Genomic DNA, 23,825 nt, shown 5'->3' with positions numbered 1-23,825 from the left:
CCGCTGATCCGCTGATCCGCTGATCCGCTGATCCGCTAATTCACGCGAGCTTGCCTCGCCTCATCGAATCTCGCAGCAGTCCCCCGGAAACGTTGATGGCGCGTCAATGACGCGCCATCAACGGCTTCCTTCGCGCCTCACTGCTCCTTCATCAACGGCGTCAACGTGGCGGCCGCGATCGGCAGCGTGTCGACTTCCGGTGCTGCGTGAACCGACGTCAAGCTGCTGTTCGCGGCTTCGGCCCGCGTCGTGCTGATGACGTCCGGCACATCGAGCTGCCGCACCAGATGCCCCGCGAGACGCAGCGCCAGCGCGGCAATTGTGATGGTCGGGAAATTCGCGCCCACGGTCGGAAACACCGAACTGCCGCCCACATACAGATTGCTGATGCCGTGCACCTTGCAATCGCGATCGACCACGCCCTCGCGCGGCGAATCGTGCATGCGCGTCGTGCCCATGTGATGCCAGGTGCCCTCCAGCTTCGCGGGCCACGGCCGGCCTTCGAGCGGCGCATCGAGCTCGACGTCCGCGATGCCGGCCATCTGCAACTCCTGCGCGAGCAGCGCGAAGGTTCTGTCGAAGGTGCGCTGCACCTGTTCGCCGAGACGCCACGCCACTCTCACGCGCGGCATGCCGAAGCGGTCGCGTTGATCGGCCGACAACGTGACCCGGCTATCGGGATCGGGCACCGCCTCGACGATCGCCTGCAGCGTCACGCCGGTGATCAGCGCCGGCCACTGCAAAAGACGCGTCAGGCCGTAACCGACCGTTTGCATCGGGTGCATCGCCATGGTCGCGATGTCCGCCTTCAGGCTGCGGCCCGGCTGATCTTTCTGCAGCAGCGCTTCCTTGCAGCGGATCAGCGCCTCGGAGCCCGCGCTGCCTTCGCCGTACCAGCGCGAATAGAGCCACACGCGCGAATTCAGCAGCTTCTCGCGCTCCATCAGTTCCTGCTTCGGCGCGAACTGCGAGGAGATCTTCGTGCCGTGCGCCGAGACCGCCGCGTTCTGATAGTGATACTTGATGTCGTAGAGCTTGTTGCGCGCGATGCCCGGACGAAAGCGCACCTTGCCCGACATCATTCGCGGATGATCCATGAAATAGCGGCCCACCAGATCGTTGGCGTTGCCGAGGCCCGCGGCCTGCACGTTGTTCGAGGCGAGCAGCAGGCGCGCATTCTCGATGCCGCCCGTCGCCAGCACGAAAATTCTCGCCGACACCGTCATCCTGCGGCCGCTGACGGTGCCCACGCGCACCCGCGAAATCGTCGTGCCCTGAGCGTCGGCGTCGATATTCAGCACGTTCGCGTAGAGAAACACGCGCACCCGCTTCGAGCGCGACAATTCCTCGCGATACGCCTTGCCGAAGCGCACGGGCGGACTGAATTGCGCGACGGTATCGCGCATGTCGCCGGTGGCGAGCGGCATGCGCCGCACGTCATCGCGCCCGATCTCGCGCTCCCAGTACGCCGGGTCGAAATTTTGCGGACCGAGTTTCAGCAGTTCATGCGTGCGCGCGTAATACGGCGCCAGTTCGTCGAGGCGAAACGGCCAGCCGCTATGCGCGATCCAGTCGCGCTTTTCGAAGTCCCACGGGTCGAGCGGACGGCACCATCCGCCCCAGCAGTTGCTGCTGCCGCCGAAGTAGCGGCTGCGCGAACCGTCGGCGAACGCATAGGGAAGCCCGACGCTCTCCCCGCGATACAGGTCGCGGGTTTCGTCGTCGGGTCCGAATCCGCCGCTCTCGAGCATGCAGGTATCCACACCGGCCTTCGACATTTCACGCGCAAGCGTGATGCCGGCCACCCCCGCGCCGATGATGCAGACCGTCGTTTCAATGACTGTGTTTGGTTCGACTGTGCGAGTATCGATGAACATCCACGGCTCCCGATCTTTATGCATGCGTTTCTGGAGTGCGTGACTGGCTCTCGCCGGCCGGCGACTGCAAGTCAATCACGTGTATGTCGTGACCGGGCACGGCTTGTCCGCGATCACGTCCTGGGTCTCCTCAGCGTATCGACGCTGCGGTTTTAAGTCTGTGGTTCAGCTCACGGAATCGAAACGCTTGCGGATGAAGCGGCAAGGATTGCCTCCATAGACGCCTTCCGGTTCCAGCGAACGGTGCACGACCGACAACGGCGTGACCACGGCTGAACGGCCGATCGTCACACCCATTTGCACCACGCATTTCGACGTGATCCAGACGCCGTCCTCGATCACGATCGGCGCGACGCGCAGATCCATCGTCGTGCTCATGTCGTGAGAGCCGGCGCTGAGGAACGTGCCCTGCGAAATGCAGACATTCGATCCGATGCGAATCGGCGCCTGGTTGTAGATCCACACGTCGACGCCGAACCAGCATTGATCGCCCACTTGCAGATTCCACGGCGCCTTCACGCGCAACGGATGCACGAACCGGCAGCCCGTTCCGATCCTCGCGCCGAACAGGCGCAGCAACGCAACGCGCACGAACGAGAAAGGCAGCAGCTTGTTGTTGATCACGCAGGCTTCGACGACAAACCAGACCAGCTCGATCAGAACGCCGCGCTTCGCGCGATAGTTGCCCTTGCCCGCGAGGCTCAGATCGATCACGCGGCCCGGCTCGCGCGCGGCTTCTGCTTGCGGCCTGCGGCCGATGCGCGGATCGTCGGCGACCTTACCCATGAGTTGTCTCCCCGTCGGCAGCGGTGGCGCGCATGTGCATGCTTGCCGCCGGATTGCCTGCATTATGTTGCGGCTCGTTCCCCGGCTCGGCACGCTGGCCGTGCGGGCAAGCGTTTTGGCGGTTGCCCGCCTGCCGCCTGGCGCACGATAGCTGTATCGCGACTGCCTGCTGCTGGGGAATACGATGGACCTTATGCTTCGACGCACTGTTATCTCGATGCTTCTCGCCATTGCAACGTCGGCCATGCCGGTCTTCGCGCAGAACGCCGCGCCCGCCGCCGGACCCGCTCCCGCGGCGGCCGCCGCCGGCTACGGCGGCGCCGCGCAAGCCCCGGCGAACCGGCGCGCGAAGCACCAGGACCGCGAGCAGAAGCTGCTCGGCGCGCCGCGCCAATACAGCCTCGACGACGCGCCGCTCGGCAAGGCCGGCGATGCGCAACAAACCTTGCTCGACGAACGACGCATGACCGTGCTGGGAGGCGGCAAGCCGGCGCCCGGCAAGGGCAAGCCTCGAGCCGGCCAGGTGCCCGTCGCCGCCAGGCCGGGACGTGCGAACGCCGCCGAAGCGCTGCTGCCCGAAGGCGCGGCGAGAAACGCTTACGCCGATCCGTATGCGACGGGCAAGCGTCCCGTCTATCGTTCGCCGTGGTGATATGCCTTTCATGACAGGGCCGCGTGCCGGATCATTCCGGCGCGGCGTCCTCCGCTGTGGCGGGCTTGCCGTGACGCAGCACCGCCGCGCTCGACGGACCCGCTGCGAACGACGGCGCGGCGCGTTTCACACGCCTGCCGCGTGACTTGCGCGAGAGCATCGCGAGCCGCTCCTCGAAGGTGCGTAGGGTCGACTCCGGCGACAGCGCGCGCTCCGCATAACTGCGTGCCGCCTTGCCGAGCGCGGCGCGGCGTGCGGGGTCGCTCGCCAGCGCCATGATCGCGGTGGCCAGCGCCTTCACGTTATCGGGCGGCACGACCACGCCGCGCGGCGCGACCGCTTCATAAAGCGCGGTGCCGCGGCGCGCCATCGCCACCGTCGCGCGGCCGCTCGCCAGCATGCCGGTGAGCTTGGACGGCATCATCAGATCGGCGGCGTCCGCGCGTTGCGGCAGCACGTGAATGTCGGCGAGGTTGAGCAGTTCGTTCAGACGCTCCGCCGGTTGCAGCGGCATGAAGATGCAGTTGGTCAAGCCCGCGCAACGCTCGAACAGACTTTCTTTCGCGGCCCCGCTGCCGCAGAAAACAAACGTGATATCGGTGCGCCGGGCCAGCGACGCGGCGGCGTCGGCGAGCGTTTCGATGCCCTGCTTCGCGCCCATGTTGCCGGAGTACAGCACCACCTTCTGCCCGGCCGGAATGCCCAGCAAGCTCCGGTATTCGCTCGCTCGCGCAAGCGGAAAAACGGCGGACACGTCGACCCAGTTGGGCAGGCACACCACCCGCGAGCGATCCACGCCCTTGGCCGCCGCGCGCGAACTCATCTGCCGCGTGATCGACGACACGGCATCGAAGCGCCGCAGCAACGCGCGTTCGACCCAGCGCGCCACGCGCGCGGCGCGCGAGCTTTTCAGCAGACCCAGTTCGAAGGCCGCGTCGACCTCGTAGTCCTGGATATGCAGCCACGCGCTCGCACCCGTCATGCGCGCAAGCGCCAGCGCGCCCGGCGCGCACATCAAGGTCGGCGCGATCAGCATCACCGCGTCGGGGCGCCACAGCGCCTGCCAGGCGAGCAGCGGCAGCGAACTCGCCGCGAAGGTGGCGAGGTGCAGCATCCGCTTGACGCCGCTCGGGCGCGACGGCACCCACAGCGGCGCGCGCCACAGTTCCACGCCGTCGCGCGTTTCGCGCCGATAGCGCCACCCTGCATAGCCCTCCGCGACGCGCCACTCCGGGTAGTAAGGCGGCGCGCACACCACGCGGACCTCGTGGCCGCGGCTCGTCAGAAGTGCGGCCATTTCCGCCGTGTACTTGCCCGTTCCCGTCAGCTCAGGCGCGTAGTTGAGACCGTAGATGAGGATCTTCATTGTGACTGCCAGAACGTGTTAGGGCTCCGCGGGCGCAATGCTCGCGTCTTGCGGTCATGCGTGCCATCCGTCGCGCAACGTCAATCGCGCAACATCAAGGCGCAGCCGCGGGCGATATTGGCGGCGGCGGAAGGCGGATCGAAACGGCGAATCACATCCATGCAACGATGGGCGGTGCCCGCGGCGTCGGCGAACGCTTCCATCGATTTCAACAGCGTGCGTTGCAAGCCGGCGACGTCGCCCGCCATGAACGCGTAGCCGCTCACGCCGTCGATCACCAGTTCCGGCACGCAGCCGCAACTCTCGCTGACCACCGCCGGGCAGCCGTGCGCGAGCGCCTCGTTGACGACGAGGCCCCACGGCTCGCTGTGGCTCGGCAGCACCATGCAGGTGGCGCGGTAATACTCCTGCGTGAGCGGCTCGTCCTGCAAACTGCCGGCGAAGATCACCGCTTCACCGAGCCCGAGTTCGCCCACCTTCGCGTGCAGCGCGTCGGCCATCGGCCCGGTGCCGACAATGCGCAGTTGCGCCGCCGGAACGCGCCGCCGCAAACCGGCGAACGCCTCGATCAGCGTGCCGATGCCCTTCTCTTCCGAAAGACGGCCGACGTACAGGAACACGGGCGGATTGCCGGCACGCGCGGCGACCCGTTCGACCAGCGCGCGCTCCGGCGAAAACGAACCCGGCAGCGCGGCGGCCTGGCAGGGCACGAAAATCTTGTCGCGTTTCGCGCCGAGCGACAGCAGATACTCGCGGCTGCGCTCGCCGAAACCGAAATAGCCGTCGCAGAGCGAAAAGAACACGCGCTTGGGGATCGACGTGAGCAGCTTCTTGGGCCGGTCGCGCGCGGTCGAATCGCAAAACACCGCGCGCCGCTTGCCGGTGACGATGCACGCCGCCAGCATCGCCCAGTACTCGGGGCGGTGATAGCCGGGCAGCACGATCAAATCGGACTTGGCCCGCAATACTTCCCACGTGAGCCGCGCGATCATCTTCAGCGTCGGCACGTCTTCGTAGCAGCCGTCGAACAGCTTTTGCATCGGATAGCGGTGGTACGAATAGTCGACATCGGAAAAACCCACGCGGTCGTGCTCCGTGTCCGCGATCTGCACCATCGAATAGCGGATCGCCCCGGATGCCGAAATGTTATGCAGGGCGGAAAACACGACACCCTTGTGGCGCGACCACACGACGTTGTGAAAGATCGTGACTGACGCTGTCATTTTTATGCCGCTCCTCGAAAGATCGTCTCTCCGCGCGGTGCGCGCGCCGCGCCCCCACAACGTCGCGAGGCGCGTCCTCAGCCGGAAATTGAGCTCGCTTCGCACGGCGCGCACCTAGGCTTGCAGCGTCGCGGGCAGCGAGCCGGCATGCGCTGCGACGAATTGCCGATACGTGGATGCGAGGCCTTCCGCGAGGCCGATTCGCGCGCGCCAACCCATTTGCGCAAGCCGCGAGACGTCGAGCAGCTTGCGCGGCGTGCCGTCGGGTTTCGAGGCGTCGAACGCGAGTTCGCCCTCGAAGCCGACCACCTTGCAGATGCCTTCGGCCAGCTCGCGAATCGACAGGTCCTCGCCGACGCCGACGTTGAAGAGCCCCTCGGTCACGTTGTGTTCGAGCACGAACAGCGTGGCCGCGGCGAGATCGTCGACGTGGAGGAATTCGCGGCGCGGCGTGCCCGAGCCCCACACCGTCAAACTGGCCGCGCCGTTCAGCCTGGCTTCGTGCGCCTTGCGCAGCAGCGCGGGCAGCACGTGGCTGCTGTTCAGGTCGTAGTTGTCGTTGGGGCCGTACAGGTTGGTCGGCATCAACGCGACGTATTGCGTGTTGTATTCGCGGTTGTACGCCTCGCACAGCTTGAGGCCGGCGATCTTCGCGATCGCATAGGCGTCGTTGGTGGGCTCGAGCGGCGAGGTCAGCAGATACTCCTCGCGAATCGGCTGCGGGCATTGCTTCGGATAGATGCACGACGAGCCGAAGAACACCAGCCGCTCCACGCGGGCGCGATACGCGGCGTGGATCACGTTGGTTTCGATCACGAGGTTTTCGTAGATGAATTCGCCGGGCCGCGACGCATTGGCGAGAATGCCGCCCACGCGCGCCGCCGCGAGCAGCACCACGTCGATCCGCTCCGCCTCGAAGAAGCGGTTCACGGCGGCCTGATCCATCAGATCGAGTTCCGCCCGCGAACGCGTGACGACGTTGGGATAACCCTCGGCGGCGAGCCGCCTGACGAGCGCGGAGCCGACCATGCCGCGGTGCCCCGCGACGAAGATGCGTGCCTGTTTGTTCATCGCGCTCACTCGTGATGTTCCAGCGCCGTGAATCCGGCCAGCGTGACGAGCGCGTCACGTCGTGCAATCTGATAATCGGCGCGCACCATTTCCTTGACGAGCGTGCCGAACGGCGTGATGGGCCGCCAGCCGAGCCTCGCGTGCGCCTTCGACGGGTCGCCCAGCAGCGTCTCCACTTCGGCGGGCCGGAAATAGCGCGGATCGACACGCACGATCACGTCGCCCGGCGACATCTTGACCTCGCGCCCTTCCACCTTTTCGACGATGCCCACCTCATCCACGCCGGTGCCTTCGAACCGCACGGTGACGCCCAGTTCGGCGGCCGCATGCTGCACGAACTGACGCACGCTGTACTGCACGCCGGTCGCGATCACGTAATCCTCGGGCTGCTCCTGTTGCAGCATGCGCCACTGCATCTCCACGTAGTCGCGCGCATGACCCCAGTCGCGCAGCGCCGACAGATTGCCGAGATATAGCGTCTTCTGCATGCCCACCGCGATGCGCGCCACCGCGCGGGTGATCTTGCGCGTCACGAAAGTCTCGCCGCGCACGGGCGATTCGTGATTGAACAGAATGCCGTTGCACGCATAGAGGCCATAGGCTTCGCGGTAATTGACCGTGGTCCAGTACGCGAACAGCTTGGCGACCGCATAGGGGCTGCGCGGATAAAACGGCGTGGTCTCCGATTGCGGCACCTGCTGCACGAGGCCGTACAGCTCCGAGGTGGACGCCTGGTAAAAACGCGTCTTCTGCTGAAGCCCGAGAATGCGGATCGCCTCGAGAATCCGCAAGGCGCCGAGACCGTCGGCGTTGGCCGTGTATTCCGGCTCCTCGAACGACACCGCGACGTGGCTCTGCGCCGCGAGGTTGTAGATCTCGTCGGGCTCGACGCGCTGGATCACGCGCAGCAGGCTGGTCGAGTCGGTCAGATCCGCGTGGTGCAGAAAAAGTCTCTGCTCCGGGTCGTGGGAATCGCGATACAGGTGATCGATCCGGTCGGTATTGAACAGCGATGACCTGCGTTTGATGCCATGCACGTCGTAATCCTTGGCGAGCAGCAGCTCGGCCAGGTAGGAGCCATCCTGTCCCGTGACGCCGGTGATCAGCGCGACCTTGCGTTTCATTGAGTGTTCTCCTCGTTGAGCTTGTTGTAATGCCAATACCCATGCCCCATGCCCCATGCCCATACCGCGACACGGCCGACCCCGACCCCGACCCCCGACCGTGGGCCGCCTCACCCCGCGATGCTGTCGTACCCGTAGTAACCGCCTTGATAGCCCGAGCCGAGGAACGCGCCTTCCTGCGGCACGTCGGTGAGCAGCACGCCCCTGAGCGCCACGCCGCCGTTGCGCAGCCGCTTGGCGGTTTCGGTGATCTCGTTCAGCGGATGGCGGCCGTGGCGCACCACCAGCAGCGTCGTGCCGGCGTACTTGCCGATCAGCGTCGAGTCGGTCACCGCCAGCACCGGCGGCGTATCGACGATCACAAGGTCGTAATGCGGCTTCAGTTCGTCGAGCAGGGTCTGGAAGCGCTTGCTCATCAGCAGTTCCGACGGATGCGAGGGCAGCGTGCCCTTGGCGAGCACGTCGAGGCCGGGCAGCACGTTGCGCTGGATCATCGCGGCCAGATCGCCGCCGCTCAGCACGTCGGACAAACCCGGCTGATGGCCGATGCCGAAATGCGAATGCACGTCGCCGCGCCGCATGTCGCCGTCGATGATCAGCACGCGCTTGTTCGCCGACGCCACCAGCGCCGCGAGATTCACCGAGAGGAACGACTTGCCGGTATCGGGCCGCGAGCCGGTGATCATCACGACGTTGTTCTCGGCATGATCGAGCGACAGTTGCAGCGAGGTGCGCAGATTGCGCACGCCTTCCACGGCGATGTCCTCCGGCGCCTGTTGCGCGAGCACGTGAAGCCCGCGACGGCGCAGCATGACGTTTTCCTGCAAGCGCAACTGCGTCTGACTGCGCGGCACCACCGCGAACACCGGCACGCCGAGCACGGCTTCCAGTTCGTCGGGACGCTCCACGCCGCCGTACATCGCGCGCCTGAAGAAGGTCAGCAGGATGCCGAGCACGAGGCCGCCGCCGAGCGCGATCAGGATCGCCAGCACGCGCTTCGGACGCACGGGCTCGTCGGGCGCTTCGGCGAAGTCCACCACGCGCACGCTGCCCACCTGGCCGGCCTTCGCCACGCGCAGTTGCTGCGCGCTGTTGAGCAGGTTGGTGTACAGCTCCGTGTCGACGTGCACGTCGCGCAACAGGCGCAACGCGGTCTGTTCGGTATCCGGCATCACGGCGACGCTGCGGTTCATGGCGGCCTGCGCGCCCTGCAAGGCCGCGATCTGCGCGTCGAGCGCGGCCACCGACGGGTGGTTCGCCGTGAAGCGCTGCGACATCTCCGCGCGTTGCTGCTGCAGATCGAGCAGCTTGGTCTTGTTGTCGACGATCTGCTGCAGCAGCAGCCGGCTTTCCTCGCCGAGGTCGACCGTGCCGTGCGTGTTGCGGAACTTGTTGTAGCGTTGCTCCGCCTCGTCGAGTTCCTTGCGCAGCCCCGGCAGTTGCTGATCGAGAAACGCGAGCATGTGCTCCGCTTCGGTCGAACGGCTCGCGACATCCTGGCGCACGAATTCGCGCGCCATGCTGTTGACGATCGCCGCCGTCAACGCGCTGTCGCCGCCTTCGAGACTCGCGCGAATCACGCCGGACTGCAGCGTGGTTTCGGCCACCACCAGCGCTTTTTGCAGGCGGTCCACCGTGCTCAGCGTCGAGGCGCGCTGCAATTCGAAACGCGCGCCGGGCGCGCCGACCAGCGAATCGACGCGCAGCGCGATCGGACCGTCGGCGGTATCGGTTTCCACGGTCTCGCCGACCCGGCCGGACAGAATCGCGATGCCGTTCCGGTCGCGCAGCACGTATGCGCCTTCGTTGCCCGCGATCAGCGTGAAGGTGGTGTCGTACATCTCCTTCGACGTGTCGAAGCGCGATACCGCGATGCGCTCGTCGCCCCACGCATAGCCCGACAGATTGATGAACGACGGCAGCCTGAAACCCCATTGCCCGTTCACCAGCCCCGCGATCCTGCCGCCGACCAGCGGCAGATAGCGCGGCGTGGCCGTAATGTCGAGATGCAGCTTCTTGACGGTTTCCTCGGTGACGAGACGCGACTTCAGCAACTCGATCTCGGCCGCCGTGGAAGGCTTGGTGTCGAACATGCCGGTGAGCGGCGGCAGCGAATCCTTGCCGTTGCCGTTGTTGTTGCCGGTCTTGTCCTCGACGTGGAACAGCACGTCGGCGCGATACGTCGGCGGCGCGAGGAACGCGTACGCGCACCCCAGCGCGAGCGCGATGAGCGTCACCGTGACGATCGTGCGCCAGCCTCGCACGATCGTGCGCAGATAGTCGGACAGGTGAAGCTCATCCTGCCCGGACACATCCGTATAGCGGTTTTCGAAGTTGATTGCCATAGTGTTCACCCAACAAAGCCCGGCGGTTCAAGGTCCAGATTCGTATCGTTATTTGGCGACGATGACCCCGGTCACCGCGGCATTGATCGCCGGCAGCAACAGGTTCAGCACGCGGTTGAAGCGAACGAGGCCGCCGTTGTCGACGTAGACCACGTCTTTCGGCTGAAGCTCGAACTGGTTCGCGAGCACCATCGACACCGGCGACCTCGCGTCGAGGTGGTAGACCTGCGGCTGGTCGCTCGTCGAATTGCGGATCACGAAGAGCTGCTTGGTCTCGGCCGTATTCGAATTGAAACTGCCGCTGTCCGACAGCGCCTGCGACAAGGACAGCGTGCCGTTGCGCATCGGCGTGATGGTGGCCGGCTTGTTGACCTCGCCCATCACGAACACGGCGCTGTCCTCGCGCGAGGCCACCCGCACCAGGTCGCCCGGTTGCAGGTAGATGTCCGACGGATTGCGGCCGCGCTTGATCAGATCGTCGATGTTCAGCGGATACGTCACGCCCTTGCGGATCAGTTCCACGCGGCTGCGGTCCGCATTGGCGCTGAAGCCGCCGCCCAGGTTGATCGCGCTCGTGAGCGACATCGGAATGTCGTTGATCGACTGCGCGCCCGGCAGACGCACTTCACCGTCGACGTACACCTGCGCGGCCCGGAACGACGCGACCCGCACCGTCACTTCGGGCTTCTGGTACACGACGCTCAGCTTCCTGTGCAGCTCTTTCTGAATCGTGCCGACGTCCTTGCCCGCCACGTGCACCGTGCCTGCGTACGGAAACTGCACGTCGCCGTTTTCATCGATCAGAAAACCCGGCGCGGCATCCGACGTCTTCGCGTTCGCCGGCGGCTGACCGAGCGCGGCGGCGAGTTCGGGGTGATCCCATACGACGATCTGCAACACGTCGCCGGGGCCGACCTTGTACGAGGGCGGCTTGCCGAACAGCCCGGCCGTCTCCGGCGCCACCCCGGCCGCCTGGCGCGCCGCGTTCATCTTGCGCAGCAGCGCGAGGTTGATGTCGGTGATCGGAATCTGCACCTGCTGCGAGGCCTCGGTGCTGTATTCACCGCCCGTGTCCTGTAGGGCGGCAGGCGTGACCAGGTGCTGGCCCGGCGCCAGCGAACAGGCCGAAAGCAGTGTCGCCACTGCGCAAACCAGAAGACTTCCCGTGCGTATGACAAGCGAGCTCATGATGTTTCCTCCTTGCGCCACGGCGGCTGTCCTCGATGGAGGCAGCGTCAGGCGTGCTTGTTGACTGCTTAGTAAGCGTTTCGATGCACTAGTCCGGCAATGATCGTCGCGCCGATGATCCGCATATCGAGCGCGAACGACCAATGCCCCAGGTAATACAGGTCATGCTCCACGCGCCGCTCCATTTTTTCGATGCGGTCGGTTTCGCCACGAAAGCCGTTTATCTGCGCCCAGCCCGTGATGCCCGGCTTGATCCGGTAGCGATTGATATAGCCCGCGACCACCTTCTGATAGAGGTCGTCGTGCTCGAGCGCATGGGGACGCGGTCCGACGACCGACATATCGCCACGCAACACGTTGAAGAATTGCGGCAGTTCGTCGAGGCTCGTGCGGCGCAGGAAAGCGCCCACCTTCGTGACGCGCGGATCGTCGCGCGTGGCCTGTTTGAGCGTGCCTTTCTGCTCGGTATGCACACGCATCGAGCGGAACTTGTAGATCGTGAAGACGCGGCCGTCCGCGCCCTTGCGCTTCTGCCTGAAGAAAACCGGGCCGCGCGACGAGAGCTTCACGGCGATCGCGATCGCGAGCAGGATCGGCGCAAGACAGATCAACACGGCCGCGGCGAACAAGCGGTCGAAGATTTCCTTCTTCAGCATCGAACTCGCCGAGAGCGGCGACGCGACCAGGTTGATCGCCGGCACGCCGAGCAGATCGATCACGCCGCTGCCTTCGAAAAGCGCGAGACTGCGCACGTCCGGCATGAAACGGATGTTCACCAGGTCGTCGCGGAACTCGCCGACGAGCGAGCAGATCAGCGGCTCCTCGGTGAGCGAGAGCATCAGCCAGAGCTCGTGCACGTCGTTGCTTCGGATGTAGTCGGCAAGCGCGTCGACGGTGCCGAAAACGGGCACGCGCGAACTGGTCACGGGCGCGGTGTCGGGGCGCGTGTTGTAGACGGCGGCGGCGCGAAAGCCGGTGGTCGGCGCGGATTCGATGCGGCGGATGATGGCGTCGCATTGCGAGCCGCTGCCGACGATCGCGACCTGGTGCAGGTTCATGCCGTGTTGACGCGCGCGCGCCAGGACGGCATGCGTGATGAGCCGCCATGAGATCAGCAGGCCGCCGGTCACCGCCGTCCAGTACGAGAACCACAAGCGCGACACGAAGTCGATGCGATGCAGCGAATACATCAGCACGAGCGCGCACGCCTGCACCATCAGCCACGCGAGCGAGACCTGGCCCGCGAGAGCGAGCTTGGAGCGGCCGCGCCATGATTCGTAGACGCCGAACGCCGGAAAGATGGCCAGCGCGAAGGCGGCGGAAAACATCACCAGCGCCCAATAGAATCCGGATTGAGCGAGATAGTCGAAGCGGATCTGCGACGCCACCGCCGCACCCGCGAGCACCAGCGCGACATCGAAAACTCGCGCCAGCAAATCCTGGAACCTGCGCATTTTGCTTCCCTCGTTCTTGCCGTTCTTGCCGTTCTTGTCCGCGAAGCCGTGCCGGCGAGCCGCCTACGAGCAGCGGCCGTAGTTGTCGTTGAACCTCACGATGTCGTCTTCGCCGAGATAGACGCCTGACTGGATTTCAATGATTTCGAGCGGCACTTTTCCGGGGTTCTCGAGCCGGTGCCGCGTGCCGATCGGAATGTAGGTCGATTCGTTTTCGCTCAGCAGGAACTGCTCGTCGCCGCGCGTGACGAGCGCGGTGCCGCGCACGACCACCCAGTGTTCGGCCCGGTGGTGATGCAGTTGCAGCGAGAGTTGCGCGCCCGGCGTCACGACGATGCGCTTGACCTGGAAGCGCTCGCCGTGGTCGATCGAATCGTAGAAGCCCCAGGGGCGGCGCACCTTGCGATGCGCGTCGGCCTCGGGCGCGTGCTGCGCCTTGATGCGCGACACGAGCCCCTTCACGTCCTGCACGCGCGAGCGGTCGACCACCAGCACCGCGTCGGCGGTTTCGACCACCACCACATTGGTCGTGCCCACACAGGCGACGAGCCGCCCTTCCGAATAGGCATAGCTCGACACGGCGCCTTCGAAGGTCACGCGGCCGCGCCCGGCGTTGCCGCTCGCGTCCTTGTCCATCGCGGCCCACACGGCGTCCCACGAACCCAGATCCGACCAGCCCGCTTCCAGCCGGATGACGACACCCGGCGGATTGACGACGAACGCGCTTGCGTCGGCGCGTTGCGTGGCTTCGGCCTCGGCTTCGGCCTCGTCCGTTTCGGTGAGGCGCTCCATCACCGCATAGTCGATCGAATCCGCGGGCGCGCTGAGAAACGCGTCCACCAGCGGACGGAAGTACGCGCCCTCGCTACGGCCGCCGCTGAAGGCAAGCTCGCACGCCGCATGCATCTCCGGCTGCAGACGCTTGAGCGTGTCGAGCCACACGCTCGCGCGCACGATGAAGATGCCGCTGTTCCACCAATACGTGCCCGCCGCGACGTACTGCGCCGCGATTTCCTCGGCGGGCTTTTCGACGAAACCGCCGATCGCATGCGCGCCGTCGGACAGTTCCGCGCCGATGCGGATATAGCCGAAGCCCGTGTCGGGACGCGTGGGCGGCACGCCGAGCGTCACGATCGCGCCGCGTTCCGCGTAGCGCGCGGCGCTGTCGAACGCGGCTTGCAACGCGTGCAGGTCCGCGATCGAATGGTCCGCGGGCATCACGATCAGAATCGCGTCGCTGCCGTCCGCGCAGGCGAGCGAGGCCGCGAGCGTCAACGCCGGCGCCGTATCGCGGCGCGCCGGTTCGACGATCAGACGAGCCTCGACGCCGTTTTCATGAAGCTGCTCCGCGATCACGAAGCGATGTTCCTCGCCGCACACGACGATCGGCGCCGCATCCACGTTCCAGCCGGCGGGAAAGCCGTCCATGCGCCGCGCGGTGGCCTGCAACAGTGAGTCGCAGCCGACCACGTCGATCAGTTGCTTCGGATAGTTTTCCCGCGATACCGGCCATAGCCGCGTGCCCGAGCCCCCGGCGAGGATCACCGGAACGATGCGCGCGCAACGCGCGCGGCTCGTTGCGGCATCCGCATCGCCGGGTTGGGTGCAAGCACCGCTCACAGCTCGCTCAATCGACATATCCGCATTCCTTGTCTTTCCAGAAGTCCACGAAAACATTGACTGGCGGCGCGCATTCGCGCGCGGCCTTCCAGTTGGCCCCGTCTGCGTTATTCGCCGACCATGCGCCGGCTTTGAATGCGGAATTCGGTGGGAGAAATTCTCATCCGCTTGCGGAACACCTTCGCGAGCCGGTCACCGTTGCCCATGCCCGTGCGCCGGGCAATCTTGTCGACGGGCAATTCGGATTCGGTCAACAGGCTGCACGTCACCGCAAGGCGTTCGTGCAACAGAAAGCTCGAGGGCGTGATGCCCATTTCCATCTTGAAGCGGCGCAGGAAGTTGCGTTCGCTCATCGCGGCGAACTGCGCCGCGTCGGCGATCGAAATCGCCTGCTGGCAGTTTTCCTGCAGCCAGCGCGCCGCCGCGCGCACCTTGTCGCCTGGGCTCAGGCCGCCGTCCTCGCCGAGCAACGGCGCGAGGTTCGAGCAGGAATCGGCGAGCAGCCGTTCTGCCACCGTGCGGGCGGTCGCGCTGCCGAGATCGCGCTTGATCATGGCGAGCGCGCTTCTCATCGATTCGAGCCGGTCGCCCGCGTCGGCACTCGGTTCGGACTGGCGCGGCGGGATCGGCTGCGCGCGGAATTCGGCGCTCTCCTTGCCGTCCGGCACGTAGGCCGCCTCGAGCAGCGCGCGGCCTTCCGCGATCGGGCGGATCATGCCGGTGTTGCGCCGAATGCGACGCAGCCACGCGATCAGCCGCTCGTCGCCGGCCGCGGCCGCCGCGCCCTTGCCGCCCGCCACGTAGAGCGCGTCGAAGCCGCCGTAGTGGCGCGCATCGAGTCCGTCTGTCCAGACCCGCAACGCGGACGAGGAAGTCACCATGCCGCCGTCGGCGGACAGGAAAGAAACGTCGTAGGTCCAACCGCCGGTGCCGGACGAAGCCAGTTCGTTCGCTGCCTGGAAAACCTCGGCAACGACGCCGGCGCCCTGCAACGAGCAGTCGTTGAACATCAATATCGCGATGCGCCGCATACCCTTGTTCGGAGCGTGCACCCAACGCAGCATTGCAGACTCGAGACTCGCGCAGGTCATAGTCATCCTCTCACCAGAAAACGGATCTACTTTCACCCTGGACGGCCACGGAGCGGCCGCCTGTGCGGCGCATCATGGCCACCGCCAATCCAGCATTTAATCGCCATGTCTGAAAGGAGAGACAGGCTGGCGTATCGAACAGGCGGCCAGTCAGTCGATTTCGGATCAATCTTTCCGCCCACCTGTTTTTCATTGAATTAATTGCCGATTCAACATATGAATCGATTTGCAGTTTGCGAATCTTAATGCAAACAGAAAAGCCATTTAGTACGCCAGCACACACACGGCAGCTACTCGAAACGTGGAAGTTGCTAATCGTTCAGCCCGCTATTTCGTTCGTTGCGGGTGATTGTTCCCGGCCCGGCGGTCGTGGCAAGCATGATTTGCCTATCCGTGCGGGATTTTCTGCAAGCGGCGCCGCTTCGGCTTTGTTCCGACGATACAATCCGGGACAGACAATTAGCAAAGCGAGTCTCTAATATAAGCAATTCCCGGCGCGGCAAGATTAATTAATTTGTTGTAATTGGAACTGAAGAATATAAACAAGTCGATTAATGTTTCAGACGTGAAACACGGTAATAAGACAACCTGAGCCCGCTGTGCAATAGACGGGGCAATGGCGGATGCCGTCGGCTGAAGGCCGGTCGAATTCCGCCAGGGGATTGCGGAAATACGCTATGCGATTTCCGCAACAGTTTGCGATACCGGGGCGAGGCAAGGCGGCTCCGGCCTGGTGAACTAGCAGTTGGGCGACGCATCGTCGCGAGCAACTGCAGCAAAAGACGCGGGAAACATATGTCGAATCCATGCGAACATCGCGCGCCGCGCACGCGCATCGGCGGGTCGGTCGAGCGCGGGCCCATGCGGCGCGTCGCCATCGCGGCGGCGGTCTTGTTCGTGCTCGGGCTCGCCGCCGTTCGGGGCGGCGCGGCCGGTGCGGACCAGCAGGCCACGAGCCGTGCCGAGATCGCCGTCGACGGCGCAAAGTGGACACCGTGCGCGGCGGAATACGGCACCTGTCGTTTCAGCGGCACGCGCGACGTGCTGTATGGCACGGTCGAACAGCATGTCGTCAAGGCGTTCACGAACAGCGCCGAATGCAACAACGGCGTGTTCGGCGATCCGGCGCCGGGTGTGGAGAAGCGCTGCATGGTTGCGGCCGGCGCGGCTGGGGCGGCGAAGGGCGATGCCAAGGCCAAGGCCAATGCCAATGCCAATGCCAATGCCAATGCCGCGGCGAGCGTGGCGTCGGCGGCGATCGCCACGGCGAATGACGCATCGCTCAAAACGCAATCGGCGCAATCAGCGCAATCGGCGGCTGCGTCCAATGAATTAAAGGCGCCGCCCGGCCAAGGGCTGCGTTGCGCCGCGCCGTCGTCGCAAGCTCGCGCGGCCGCGAACGGCGATCTGCTCGAAGCCGACACGCCAGGCGACGGCACGCGCCTTTTCACGGCCGGCCAACCGTTCGCGCTCGTCTTCACCACGCGCCCGACGCAAGGCGACACGCTCGACTGGCAGATACGCGATAGCTGGAACGCCGTGCGCGCGAGCGGACGCTTCAGCGTCGCGGCGGGCTCGACCTCCTCCACGCTCAGTTGCGCGTCGAGCGTGGCCGGGTACTTCGCCGTCTCCGCCTCGCTGGAACGCGCCCAGGGCCAGCTCGAATCGCGCGGCACGCGGCCTGCGGGCATCGCCACTTTCGGCGTGCTGCCCGACACGTCGGCCGCATTACCCGCCGTGCGCTTTCCGTACCAGGATCTGCATCGATTCGGCGGACAGGGAACCGCGTATCTCGCGCCGGGGCAACACTGCTGCGACGGCGACGGCTATCGGCCGGTGTACACCGCGCTCGGGCTTGCGTGGGCCAACGACAACCGCAACTGGTACATGGAAGAGCCGAAACAACCCGGCACCTTCGATCCCGCCGCGAAGCCGCTCACGCCCTTCTTCAAGGGCGGCGACATCATGCGCCTGATCCAGCTCGACGGTATTCCGCAGTGGGCGAGCCCGAACGGCAAGCAAACGCACAGCTATGCGCCGACCTCGCTCGCGCAGATGAAGGACTACATGGCGAAGGTCGGCGCCGAGTCGAACCGCGTTCGCACGACCTGGTTCCCCAAACAGCGCGACAACTACTATCAGGTGACGTGGGAGCCGGACGCGGACGGCGGGCTGCCGTGGCGCGACACCGACGCCAATTTCGTCGCGATGTACAAGGCCGTGTGGGAAGGCATCCATCAGACCGATCCGCGCGCGGTGGTGATGGGCCCGACCTATTCGTCGGTGCAGGGCAACGTGACGTGGATGCGCCGACTCGGCCCGCTCGGCATCGGCCGCTACATGGACGGCATGACCGTGCACGGCTATTACGACATCGGCACGACGCCGTCGCATCCGCCCGAGCGCGTCGTCGACACCGGCAATCAAGGCACCGTGCCGGGCGCGCTGCCCGCCTCGATGCGGGCGCTGCGCCACGAACTCCGTCAGTACCTGAAACCCGGCGCGCCGCTCTTCGTGACCGAAACCGGCATCAGCTACGACATCGGCGAGTCGTATGGCAAGCACTATCCGGGCGCGAACGTGCTGTACGCGCAAGCCGCGGTCGTCGCGCGCACGCATCTGATCCTGCTCGGCGAAGGCGCGGACATGACCTATGTGTTCTATCTCGCGGACATGCCGGACGCCGCGCCCGGCTACGGCATTTTCTTCGAGCTCGATCATCCGAAGGGCGCCTATGGTCCGTCCAACATCAGTCCGAAGCCGGCCGCACTCGCGGTGGCGGCGATGACGCGCATCGTCGACGGAACCAGCACGCTCGGACCGCTCAAAGGGTTGCCGAAAGGCGTCCATGCCTATGCGTTCCTCCGGCTCGGCGGCGGCAAGATCGTGACCGCGCTATGGACGCACGACAACGCCAGGTGGAACGCGAGAACAGGCTTCGACGCGAGCCGCGGCGCGGACTATCGGCTGCGGGTCGACGCGCCGGGCAGTGCCGGCGAAGTGACCGCGTTCGACATGATGGGCAACGCCACGCGCGTGCCGTACCGCGACGGCGTGGCGAACCTGAAGCTGTCGCCGGCGCCGCTCTACGTGGTCTCCGGCAACGCCGACGTGTTCAAGGACGCGGTCACGACGCCGGAAGGCTATGTCGCACGCTAGCGGCGCGAGCTGGCGATACTTCGGCGTCAGGCGACAGTCCCCGCGGGTGCTGGCGCACAGAGAGTCCGTGCGCGGGCGGTTAGCATGAAAATCAACACGCTGGAGCCGAAACATGAGCGGCCTTGCATGGACGATGCTGGTGCTGGCGGCGATGATCGGCGCGTTTCTCTTCGCGACGATCGGCGCCGTCGCGCTGGTGCTGCTGCTGGCGAACGTTTCAGGCCGCCTCGCCCGGCACGACGACGACCGTCGCGATCCGTAGCGGATTCGCGACCACCACGGCGCACGCTGAAATGAAAACGACACACGCCTCACTGGAGATGACATGCTGACGGGGATCGACTTCCTGGACGTGGTCCGCCTAACGCCTCTGGTCTCGATCGACCTGATCGTCAGGGACGCCGACGGGCGCGTGCTGATCGGGCATCGCCGCAACCGCCCCGCGCGCGGCACCTGGTTCGTGCCCGGCGGGCGCATTCTCAAGGACGAGACCCTCGACGCGGCGTTCGCGCGCGTCGCCGAAGCCGAACTGGGCATCGGCAGCCTGGCGCGTTCCAGCGCGCGCTTCGAGGGCGTCTACGAACATCACTACCACGACAACTTCGCCGACGAGCCGGACGTGTCGACCCACTACATCGTGCTCGCTTACTCGCTGACGTTCAGCAGCGCCGTGCCGATCGGCCGGCCCGATCAGCACAGCGGCTATCTCTGGCTCGCGCCGTCGGACCTGCTCGCGCGCGTGGATGTTCACGAGAACACCAAGGCCTATTTCCGCTAGCACGGCATTCTGCGCGGCGGCAGCGAATGCGAGTCCACTGCGAGTTCGGCAACGTGGCGGGCCAGGCCCCTACAGTAAGATCGAGCCCACCGTCAGGACTCGAATCATCATGCGATTATCGGCAACCCGGTTCGTTCGCGATTCATTCACCGCCTTGCTCGCGCTTCTCGCGCTTCTATTGCTCGCCGTCCTCCCGGTTGCCGCGCGCGCGGCCGATTGCAGCCCCGGCACGCTGATCACGGTGGTCGCGCATCTCGATGACGATCTGCTCTTCGTGGACCCCGCCATCAGCGAGCGTCTCGACGCCGGCTGGTGCATCACCACCGTTCATCTGATCGGCGGAGCCAACGGCGCGGACTTCGCCTATGTGCAGACCCGCGAGCGCGCCTCGCGGCTCGCGTATGCACGCATGGCCGGCGTGCGCGACGAATGGCTCGAATCCACTATCGCGATTGCCGGCAAGCTCGTGCATCAGATGGTGTTGAAGGACAAGCCGCAAGTCCGCCTGCTCGAATTCCGCTTGCCGGGCGGCGGCGTGCGCGGCGGGCGCGAGCCGCTCGGCTTGCTGTGGGAACAGCACGCCACGCTGTCGACCTATCCGATGAACGCGGACGGCTCCGCGCGCGTGAAGTACGACCGCGACTCGCTTTCGGCGACGCTGCAAGCGATCCTCGCGCCGGCGTCGGAGATCTTCACGCTGAATCCCGATACCGTGCCGTTCATCGAGCATCCCGACCACATCTACGCCGCGCGCATCACGCGCCATGTCGCGCAGACGCTCGGCAAGAGCGTGCCGATCGAATATCACGTCACCTACCCTACCGGCGGCTGGCCCGGCAATCTTCCCGCCGCCGAAGTGCAACGCAAGCGCGACATCGTCGCCAGCTACTTTTCGATCGACGGCGGCGAGTCCTCGCATGTGTTCGGCGAGTTTCAATGGGACGGCAACTGGATTGCGCGCCGCTATGCGTTTGCCGATCGCAGCGATCGGCGCGCGGCGGATTTTCAGTCCCGTCCCGTGCAGCTATTCAATGCGGCGGCGAGCCGTTGCCTGAGTTCCGCGGGCGCGGGCCATGCGCCGACGCTGGCCGCGTGCGACGGCTCGGCCGCGCAGCAATGGCGATGGGAGCCGCTGACGGTTTATCCCGGCAACACGCGCAACGCCGCGCTCGTCAGCGTGCTCACTTCGCAATGCATCGCCGAGCGCGACGGGTATCTGGTCTCCGAAACCTGCGATCAATGGGACATGGCGCAGCGCTGGACGCCGTGGGACTTCGGCCTCGTCTACACGCCGCAACGGCATTGCCTCGGCGAGAACGCCGGCGAACTCGTCATGCGCGGCTGCACCGCGCTCACCACCCGCTTTCGATGGGCCGCCACGCAACGCACGCAGGCGAACGACGCGCGGCTCGCCACCGCCATGTACGGCGACCTCGCGGGCAGCGGCGAGCAAGCGGCGGTGTATGTTCAACGGCAGCCCCACGGACCGGGATTCAACGTGTATGCCGTGGCGCTGGCGAAGGCGTCGCGCCCCGCGCTCTGGTATGCCAGCGCCGTGCCTTTCGATCCCCGCGCGCTCTCGCCGAGTTGCGCGAACGACAAGCTGTGCTTCGACAGCGCGCGCTTCCTGCTCGGCGATTTCGACGGCGACGGCAAGGCGGATTTGATGGTCGTCACCGCGCGTCAAGCGGGCACCGCTTTCTGGTTGCTGCGGAGCACCGGGGCGCGCTTCGAGGCGCCCCGTCTCTGGCTGCAAACCAGCAGCGCGTTCAAGCCCGAACTCACGCAGCAATATGTGGCGGCGGACTTCACGGGAACGGGGCGAGCCGGCGTGCTGATCGCGCAGAAGCGCGCCGATAGCGGGCTCGATCTATGGGTGGCGTCGTCCGCGGGATCTTCCGGCTCCGCACCGGCGCTTTGGGCGCAAGCCAGAAACCTGCGGCAAAACGCCAACTTTGTGCCGCTCAAGATGGCAGGATCGCGCGCGTCACTCGTCGCGGTGGAGAACGTCGACGGGCGGCTCGCACTCACCCCAATCGCCAACGACGGCGCGCGTCTGACGCTCGGCGAGCGCAAACCATTGCCGCCTCGTTTCTCCCCGGACTTCGTGAAAGTAACGGCAGGCGCGACACAGGGCAAAGACAGCCATGCGCTGATTCTGCTGACACCGCACCTCGACGGTAGCAACGGCGACGCCATGATCGACATCGCCACGATGAATCCGCACGACGCGACGAGCACGCCGATTCAGGCGGCGACATTGAGCGGCATGTCGTGGTCGGATGTTTTCCCGGCATTCGTGCGCGAGAACGGCCATGCGGCGCTCGTGCTGTATCGGAGAGTCGATGCGACGCTTGGAGATTTTTATTTCACGGGCGGCTCAGCGGCGCTGTCGCGCTACGCGGTGACGGAGGATTTCGCGTTGGGCGCCGCGCAGGAACTCGGCGAACTGCCCGGGCTTTTTTCGGAGACAGTGCGAATCGACCGGCTCGCGCGGTAGCGAAAGCCGGTCGTTCGGATTCGACTCAGGCCGACACGTGCAGCGGATGAACGAACTTGCGCGCGATCGTCATGTAGCGATCCGCGGTGTCGTGCAGCGTATAGCCCGCGAGTTGCCGTTTCGCTCGCGGCATGTCGAGCGCATTCAGCAACGCGCGACCGTAGGCTTCGCAATCCGTCGTATCGACGAGGCTGACGCCGGCGAATCCGCTCGCAAAACCGAACGACGGAATCCGGCTCGCGACAACCGGAATGCCCGACGCGAGCGCCTCCAGAAAACCGATGCTCTGCGCCTCGAAGCGCGACGGCATCGCGAACACACGCGAGGCGCCGAGAATCGCCGCGACATCGGTTCGCGGGCCGCATACCGTCACCTTGCTCTCCAGCCCGAGCCGAGTCACGAGCGACAACACCGCCTCGTGATAGGCGGGGTCTTCCACGACACCGCACAACAGCAGCCGCGCGTCGGGCTCGCTTTGCACCACGCGTTCGAACGCGCGAACGGTATCGAGCTGGCTCTTGCCCTCGATATAGCGGCCCAACTGAACGATCTGCTTCGCGGGCGCCGCGAGACCCGGCGCGGGTGCGTCGTCGTGCTCGGCGAACTGAGAGGCGTCCACGCCGTTCGGAATCACGACCAAAGACGGATGCGTGCCGATTTCGCGCAGATAGTCGTCGATATTTTGTTGCGACACGCCGATGATCGCCCTCGCCCGGCGCGACAACAGACGTTCCGCTCGCTTGAGCGCGCCGTTTTCGAAATCGTTGACGCCGGAATGCATCACCCATGCGATGGGCGTATGCACAGGCAGCAGCCGCACATACAACGCGGCGAGCGTGGCGTGAGCCACGATGAAGTCGGGCCGAAACTGGCGCACCACACGATATAGATGCAGCAGTTTGCCCACTCTGCCGTGGCGAGCCCGAGGAAACAGACACGTGACGCCGGCGGCCTGAAGCTCCGCACGAATGCCGGCGAAATCGTCCTGTTGCGGAAGCAGCGAAGCCACACAAACTTCATGGCCGGCGCGCTGATGGTGAATGGCGAGACCTTTGACGAGTACTTCTGCCCCGGACAACCGCGGTGCGTGAACCAATTGAAGAATTCTCACGATTTATCTCTCTGGATAACCGCCTTTTTTGCGCAGCGGATGGACACGCCGAAGCCCTGCACCGGCCCTCACTGACTTCGGCATCCATTCTTGTGTGTATTTGGCGCCTTTCTTCGAAAGGCGACCGTCTCCGAGAACAGCGACAGTTCCGCTGCGAAGTCACTGTCGCCCGGACAAGTTACACCCAAGGCCCAGCGCTTTTACGCCAACTCCAAGATTCGATCGGCTGCGCAATGAGCGCCAGCGCCCATTTCGCGGGTGATTGTCGCCGGAGTGGATAGTTAGGTATCCGGCTCGGCTATTCGCATGCCCAATTTTCATTGGCGGATAAAGACGGTTTTCAACAGATATTGCCTTTCATCCGATCGATGCAAATAGTGCTGATTGAATGTTCATACGTTACGAGTCGTTACTTCTTTTAAGCAGACTAATGCGTATCGTGGCGGTCGATTCTTCCCATTCGTGCGTTTAATCACAGAC

At 65.3% G+C, this 23,825-nt stretch carries 17 protein-coding genes; 5 read left to right on the top strand and 12 right to left on the bottom strand.

Going from position 1 to position 23,825, the window contains the following annotated elements; translation table 11 throughout:
• Positions 1–137: 137 nt before the first annotated feature.
• Together ACOCG7_RS33675 and ACOCG7_RS33670 are read right to left on the bottom strand one after the other, a co-directional pair.
• Positions 138–1,877, bottom strand: a complete 1,740-nt coding sequence (locus ACOCG7_RS33675; protein WP_073428138.1) for an FAD-dependent oxidoreductase — start codon at positions 1,875–1,877, stop codon at positions 138–140.
• A gap of 165 nt (positions 1,878–2,042) precedes the next feature.
• Positions 2,043–2,663, bottom strand: coding sequence for a DapH/DapD/GlmU-related protein (locus ACOCG7_RS33670; protein ID WP_073428139.1), 621 nt, complete (start codon positions 2,661–2,663; stop codon positions 2,043–2,045).
• Between the two features lie 193 nt (positions 2,664–2,856).
• On the opposite strand from ACOCG7_RS33670, the gene ACOCG7_RS33665 reads away from it, so the two are divergent.
• Positions 2,857–3,315 carry a hypothetical protein gene (locus tag ACOCG7_RS33665; RefSeq protein ID WP_235004834.1) on the top strand — a complete coding sequence of 153 codons (459 nt, stop codon included), beginning with the start codon at positions 2,857–2,859 and terminating at the stop codon, positions 3,313–3,315.
• A gap of 31 nt (positions 3,316–3,346) precedes the next feature.
• Here ACOCG7_RS33665 and ACOCG7_RS33660 read toward each other — a convergent pair whose 3' ends face one another.
• The 9 genes from ACOCG7_RS33660 to ACOCG7_RS33620 all read right to left on the bottom strand — a co-directional run bounded on the left by ACOCG7_RS33660 (position 3,347) and on the right by ACOCG7_RS33620 (position 15,797).
• Positions 3,347–4,681: a glycosyltransferase WbuB gene (locus ACOCG7_RS33660; protein WP_073428141.1), complete on the bottom strand. Its 1,335-nt coding sequence runs from the start codon at positions 4,679–4,681 to the stop codon at positions 3,347–3,349.
• Between the two features lie 80 nt (positions 4,682–4,761).
• Positions 4,762–5,904 (bottom strand): glycosyltransferase family 4 protein, encoded by a 1,143-nt coding sequence (locus tag ACOCG7_RS33655; protein ID WP_073428142.1) that lies wholly within the window; start codon positions 5,902–5,904, stop codon positions 4,762–4,764.
• A gap of 114 nt (positions 5,905–6,018) precedes the next feature.
• Entirely contained in the window at positions 6,019–6,975 is a 957-nt protein-coding gene (locus ACOCG7_RS33650; RefSeq protein WP_073428293.1) for a GDP-L-fucose synthase family protein, read from the bottom strand.
• Positions 6,976–6,980: 5 nt separating this feature from the next.
• Complete coding sequence (gene gmd, locus ACOCG7_RS33645) at positions 6,981–8,099, bottom strand: GDP-mannose 4,6-dehydratase (protein ID WP_083084487.1); 1,119 nt, start codon at positions 8,097–8,099, stop codon at positions 6,981–6,983.
• 110 nt (positions 8,100–8,209) lie between these two features.
• Positions 8,210–10,444, bottom strand: a complete 2,235-nt coding sequence (locus ACOCG7_RS33640; protein ID WP_073428144.1) for a polysaccharide biosynthesis tyrosine autokinase — start codon at positions 10,442–10,444, stop codon at positions 8,210–8,212.
• Between the two features lie 48 nt (positions 10,445–10,492).
• A complete protein-coding gene (locus ACOCG7_RS33635) occupies positions 10,493–11,632 on the bottom strand; it encodes a polysaccharide biosynthesis/export family protein (RefSeq protein ID WP_083084490.1) in 1,140 nt (379 codons plus the stop codon).
• A 68-nt stretch (positions 11,633–11,700) separates the two neighbouring features.
• The gene (locus ACOCG7_RS33630; RefSeq protein WP_073428145.1) at positions 11,701–13,086 is read right to left on the bottom strand and encodes an undecaprenyl-phosphate glucose phosphotransferase; all 1,386 of its coding nucleotides are present in this window, start codon (positions 13,084–13,086) and stop codon (positions 11,701–11,703) included.
• A 63-nt stretch (positions 13,087–13,149) separates the two neighbouring features.
• On the bottom strand, positions 13,150–14,724 hold the full coding sequence (locus tag ACOCG7_RS33625; RefSeq protein WP_073428146.1) for a sugar phosphate nucleotidyltransferase: 1,575 nt from the start codon (positions 14,722–14,724) through the stop codon (positions 13,150–13,152).
• An 89-nt stretch (positions 14,725–14,813) separates the two neighbouring features.
• Positions 14,814–15,797: a GlxA family transcriptional regulator gene (locus tag ACOCG7_RS33620; protein ID WP_073428147.1), complete on the bottom strand. Its 984-nt coding sequence runs from the start codon at positions 15,795–15,797 to the stop codon at positions 14,814–14,816.
• A 795-nt stretch (positions 15,798–16,592) separates the two neighbouring features.
• Between ACOCG7_RS33620 and ACOCG7_RS33615 the strand changes: the two genes are divergently transcribed.
• The 4 genes from ACOCG7_RS33615 (at position 16,593) to ACOCG7_RS33600 (ending at position 22,234) form a co-directional block, all read left to right on the top strand.
• On the top strand, positions 16,593–18,956 hold the full coding sequence (locus tag ACOCG7_RS33615) for a hypothetical protein (RefSeq protein ID WP_421378951.1): 2,364 nt from the start codon (positions 16,593–16,595) through the stop codon (positions 18,954–18,956).
• A 112-nt stretch (positions 18,957–19,068) separates the two neighbouring features.
• Entirely contained in the window at positions 19,069–19,218 is a 150-nt protein-coding gene (locus ACOCG7_RS33610; RefSeq protein WP_167363273.1) for a hypothetical protein, read from the top strand.
• Between the two features lie 63 nt (positions 19,219–19,281).
• Complete coding sequence (locus tag ACOCG7_RS33605) at positions 19,282–19,734, top strand: GDP-mannose mannosyl hydrolase (RefSeq protein WP_073428148.1); 453 nt, start codon at positions 19,282–19,284, stop codon at positions 19,732–19,734.
• A 109-nt stretch (positions 19,735–19,843) separates the two neighbouring features.
• Positions 19,844–22,234 carry a PIG-L family deacetylase gene (locus ACOCG7_RS33600; protein WP_073428149.1) on the top strand — a complete coding sequence of 797 codons (2,391 nt, stop codon included), beginning with the start codon at positions 19,844–19,846 and terminating at the stop codon, positions 22,232–22,234.
• 25 nt (positions 22,235–22,259) lie between these two features.
• Here the strand turns inward: ACOCG7_RS33600 and ACOCG7_RS33595 are convergent, their stop codons facing one another.
• Positions 22,260–23,345 carry a glycosyltransferase family 4 protein gene (locus ACOCG7_RS33595; RefSeq protein WP_083084500.1) on the bottom strand — a complete coding sequence of 362 codons (1,086 nt, stop codon included), beginning with the start codon at positions 23,343–23,345 and terminating at the stop codon, positions 22,260–22,262.
• Between the last annotated feature and the right edge of the window lie 480 nt (positions 23,346–23,825).

Origin of the sequence: Paraburkholderia sp. DD10 (assembly GCF_049177125.1) — a bacterium.
GTDB classification, from domain to species: domain Bacteria; phylum Pseudomonadota; class Gammaproteobacteria; order Burkholderiales; family Burkholderiaceae; genus Paraburkholderia; species Paraburkholderia terricola.
Note: the sequence above shows the minus strand (reverse complement) of the source record. Positions and strands in the feature narration are given on the sequence as shown.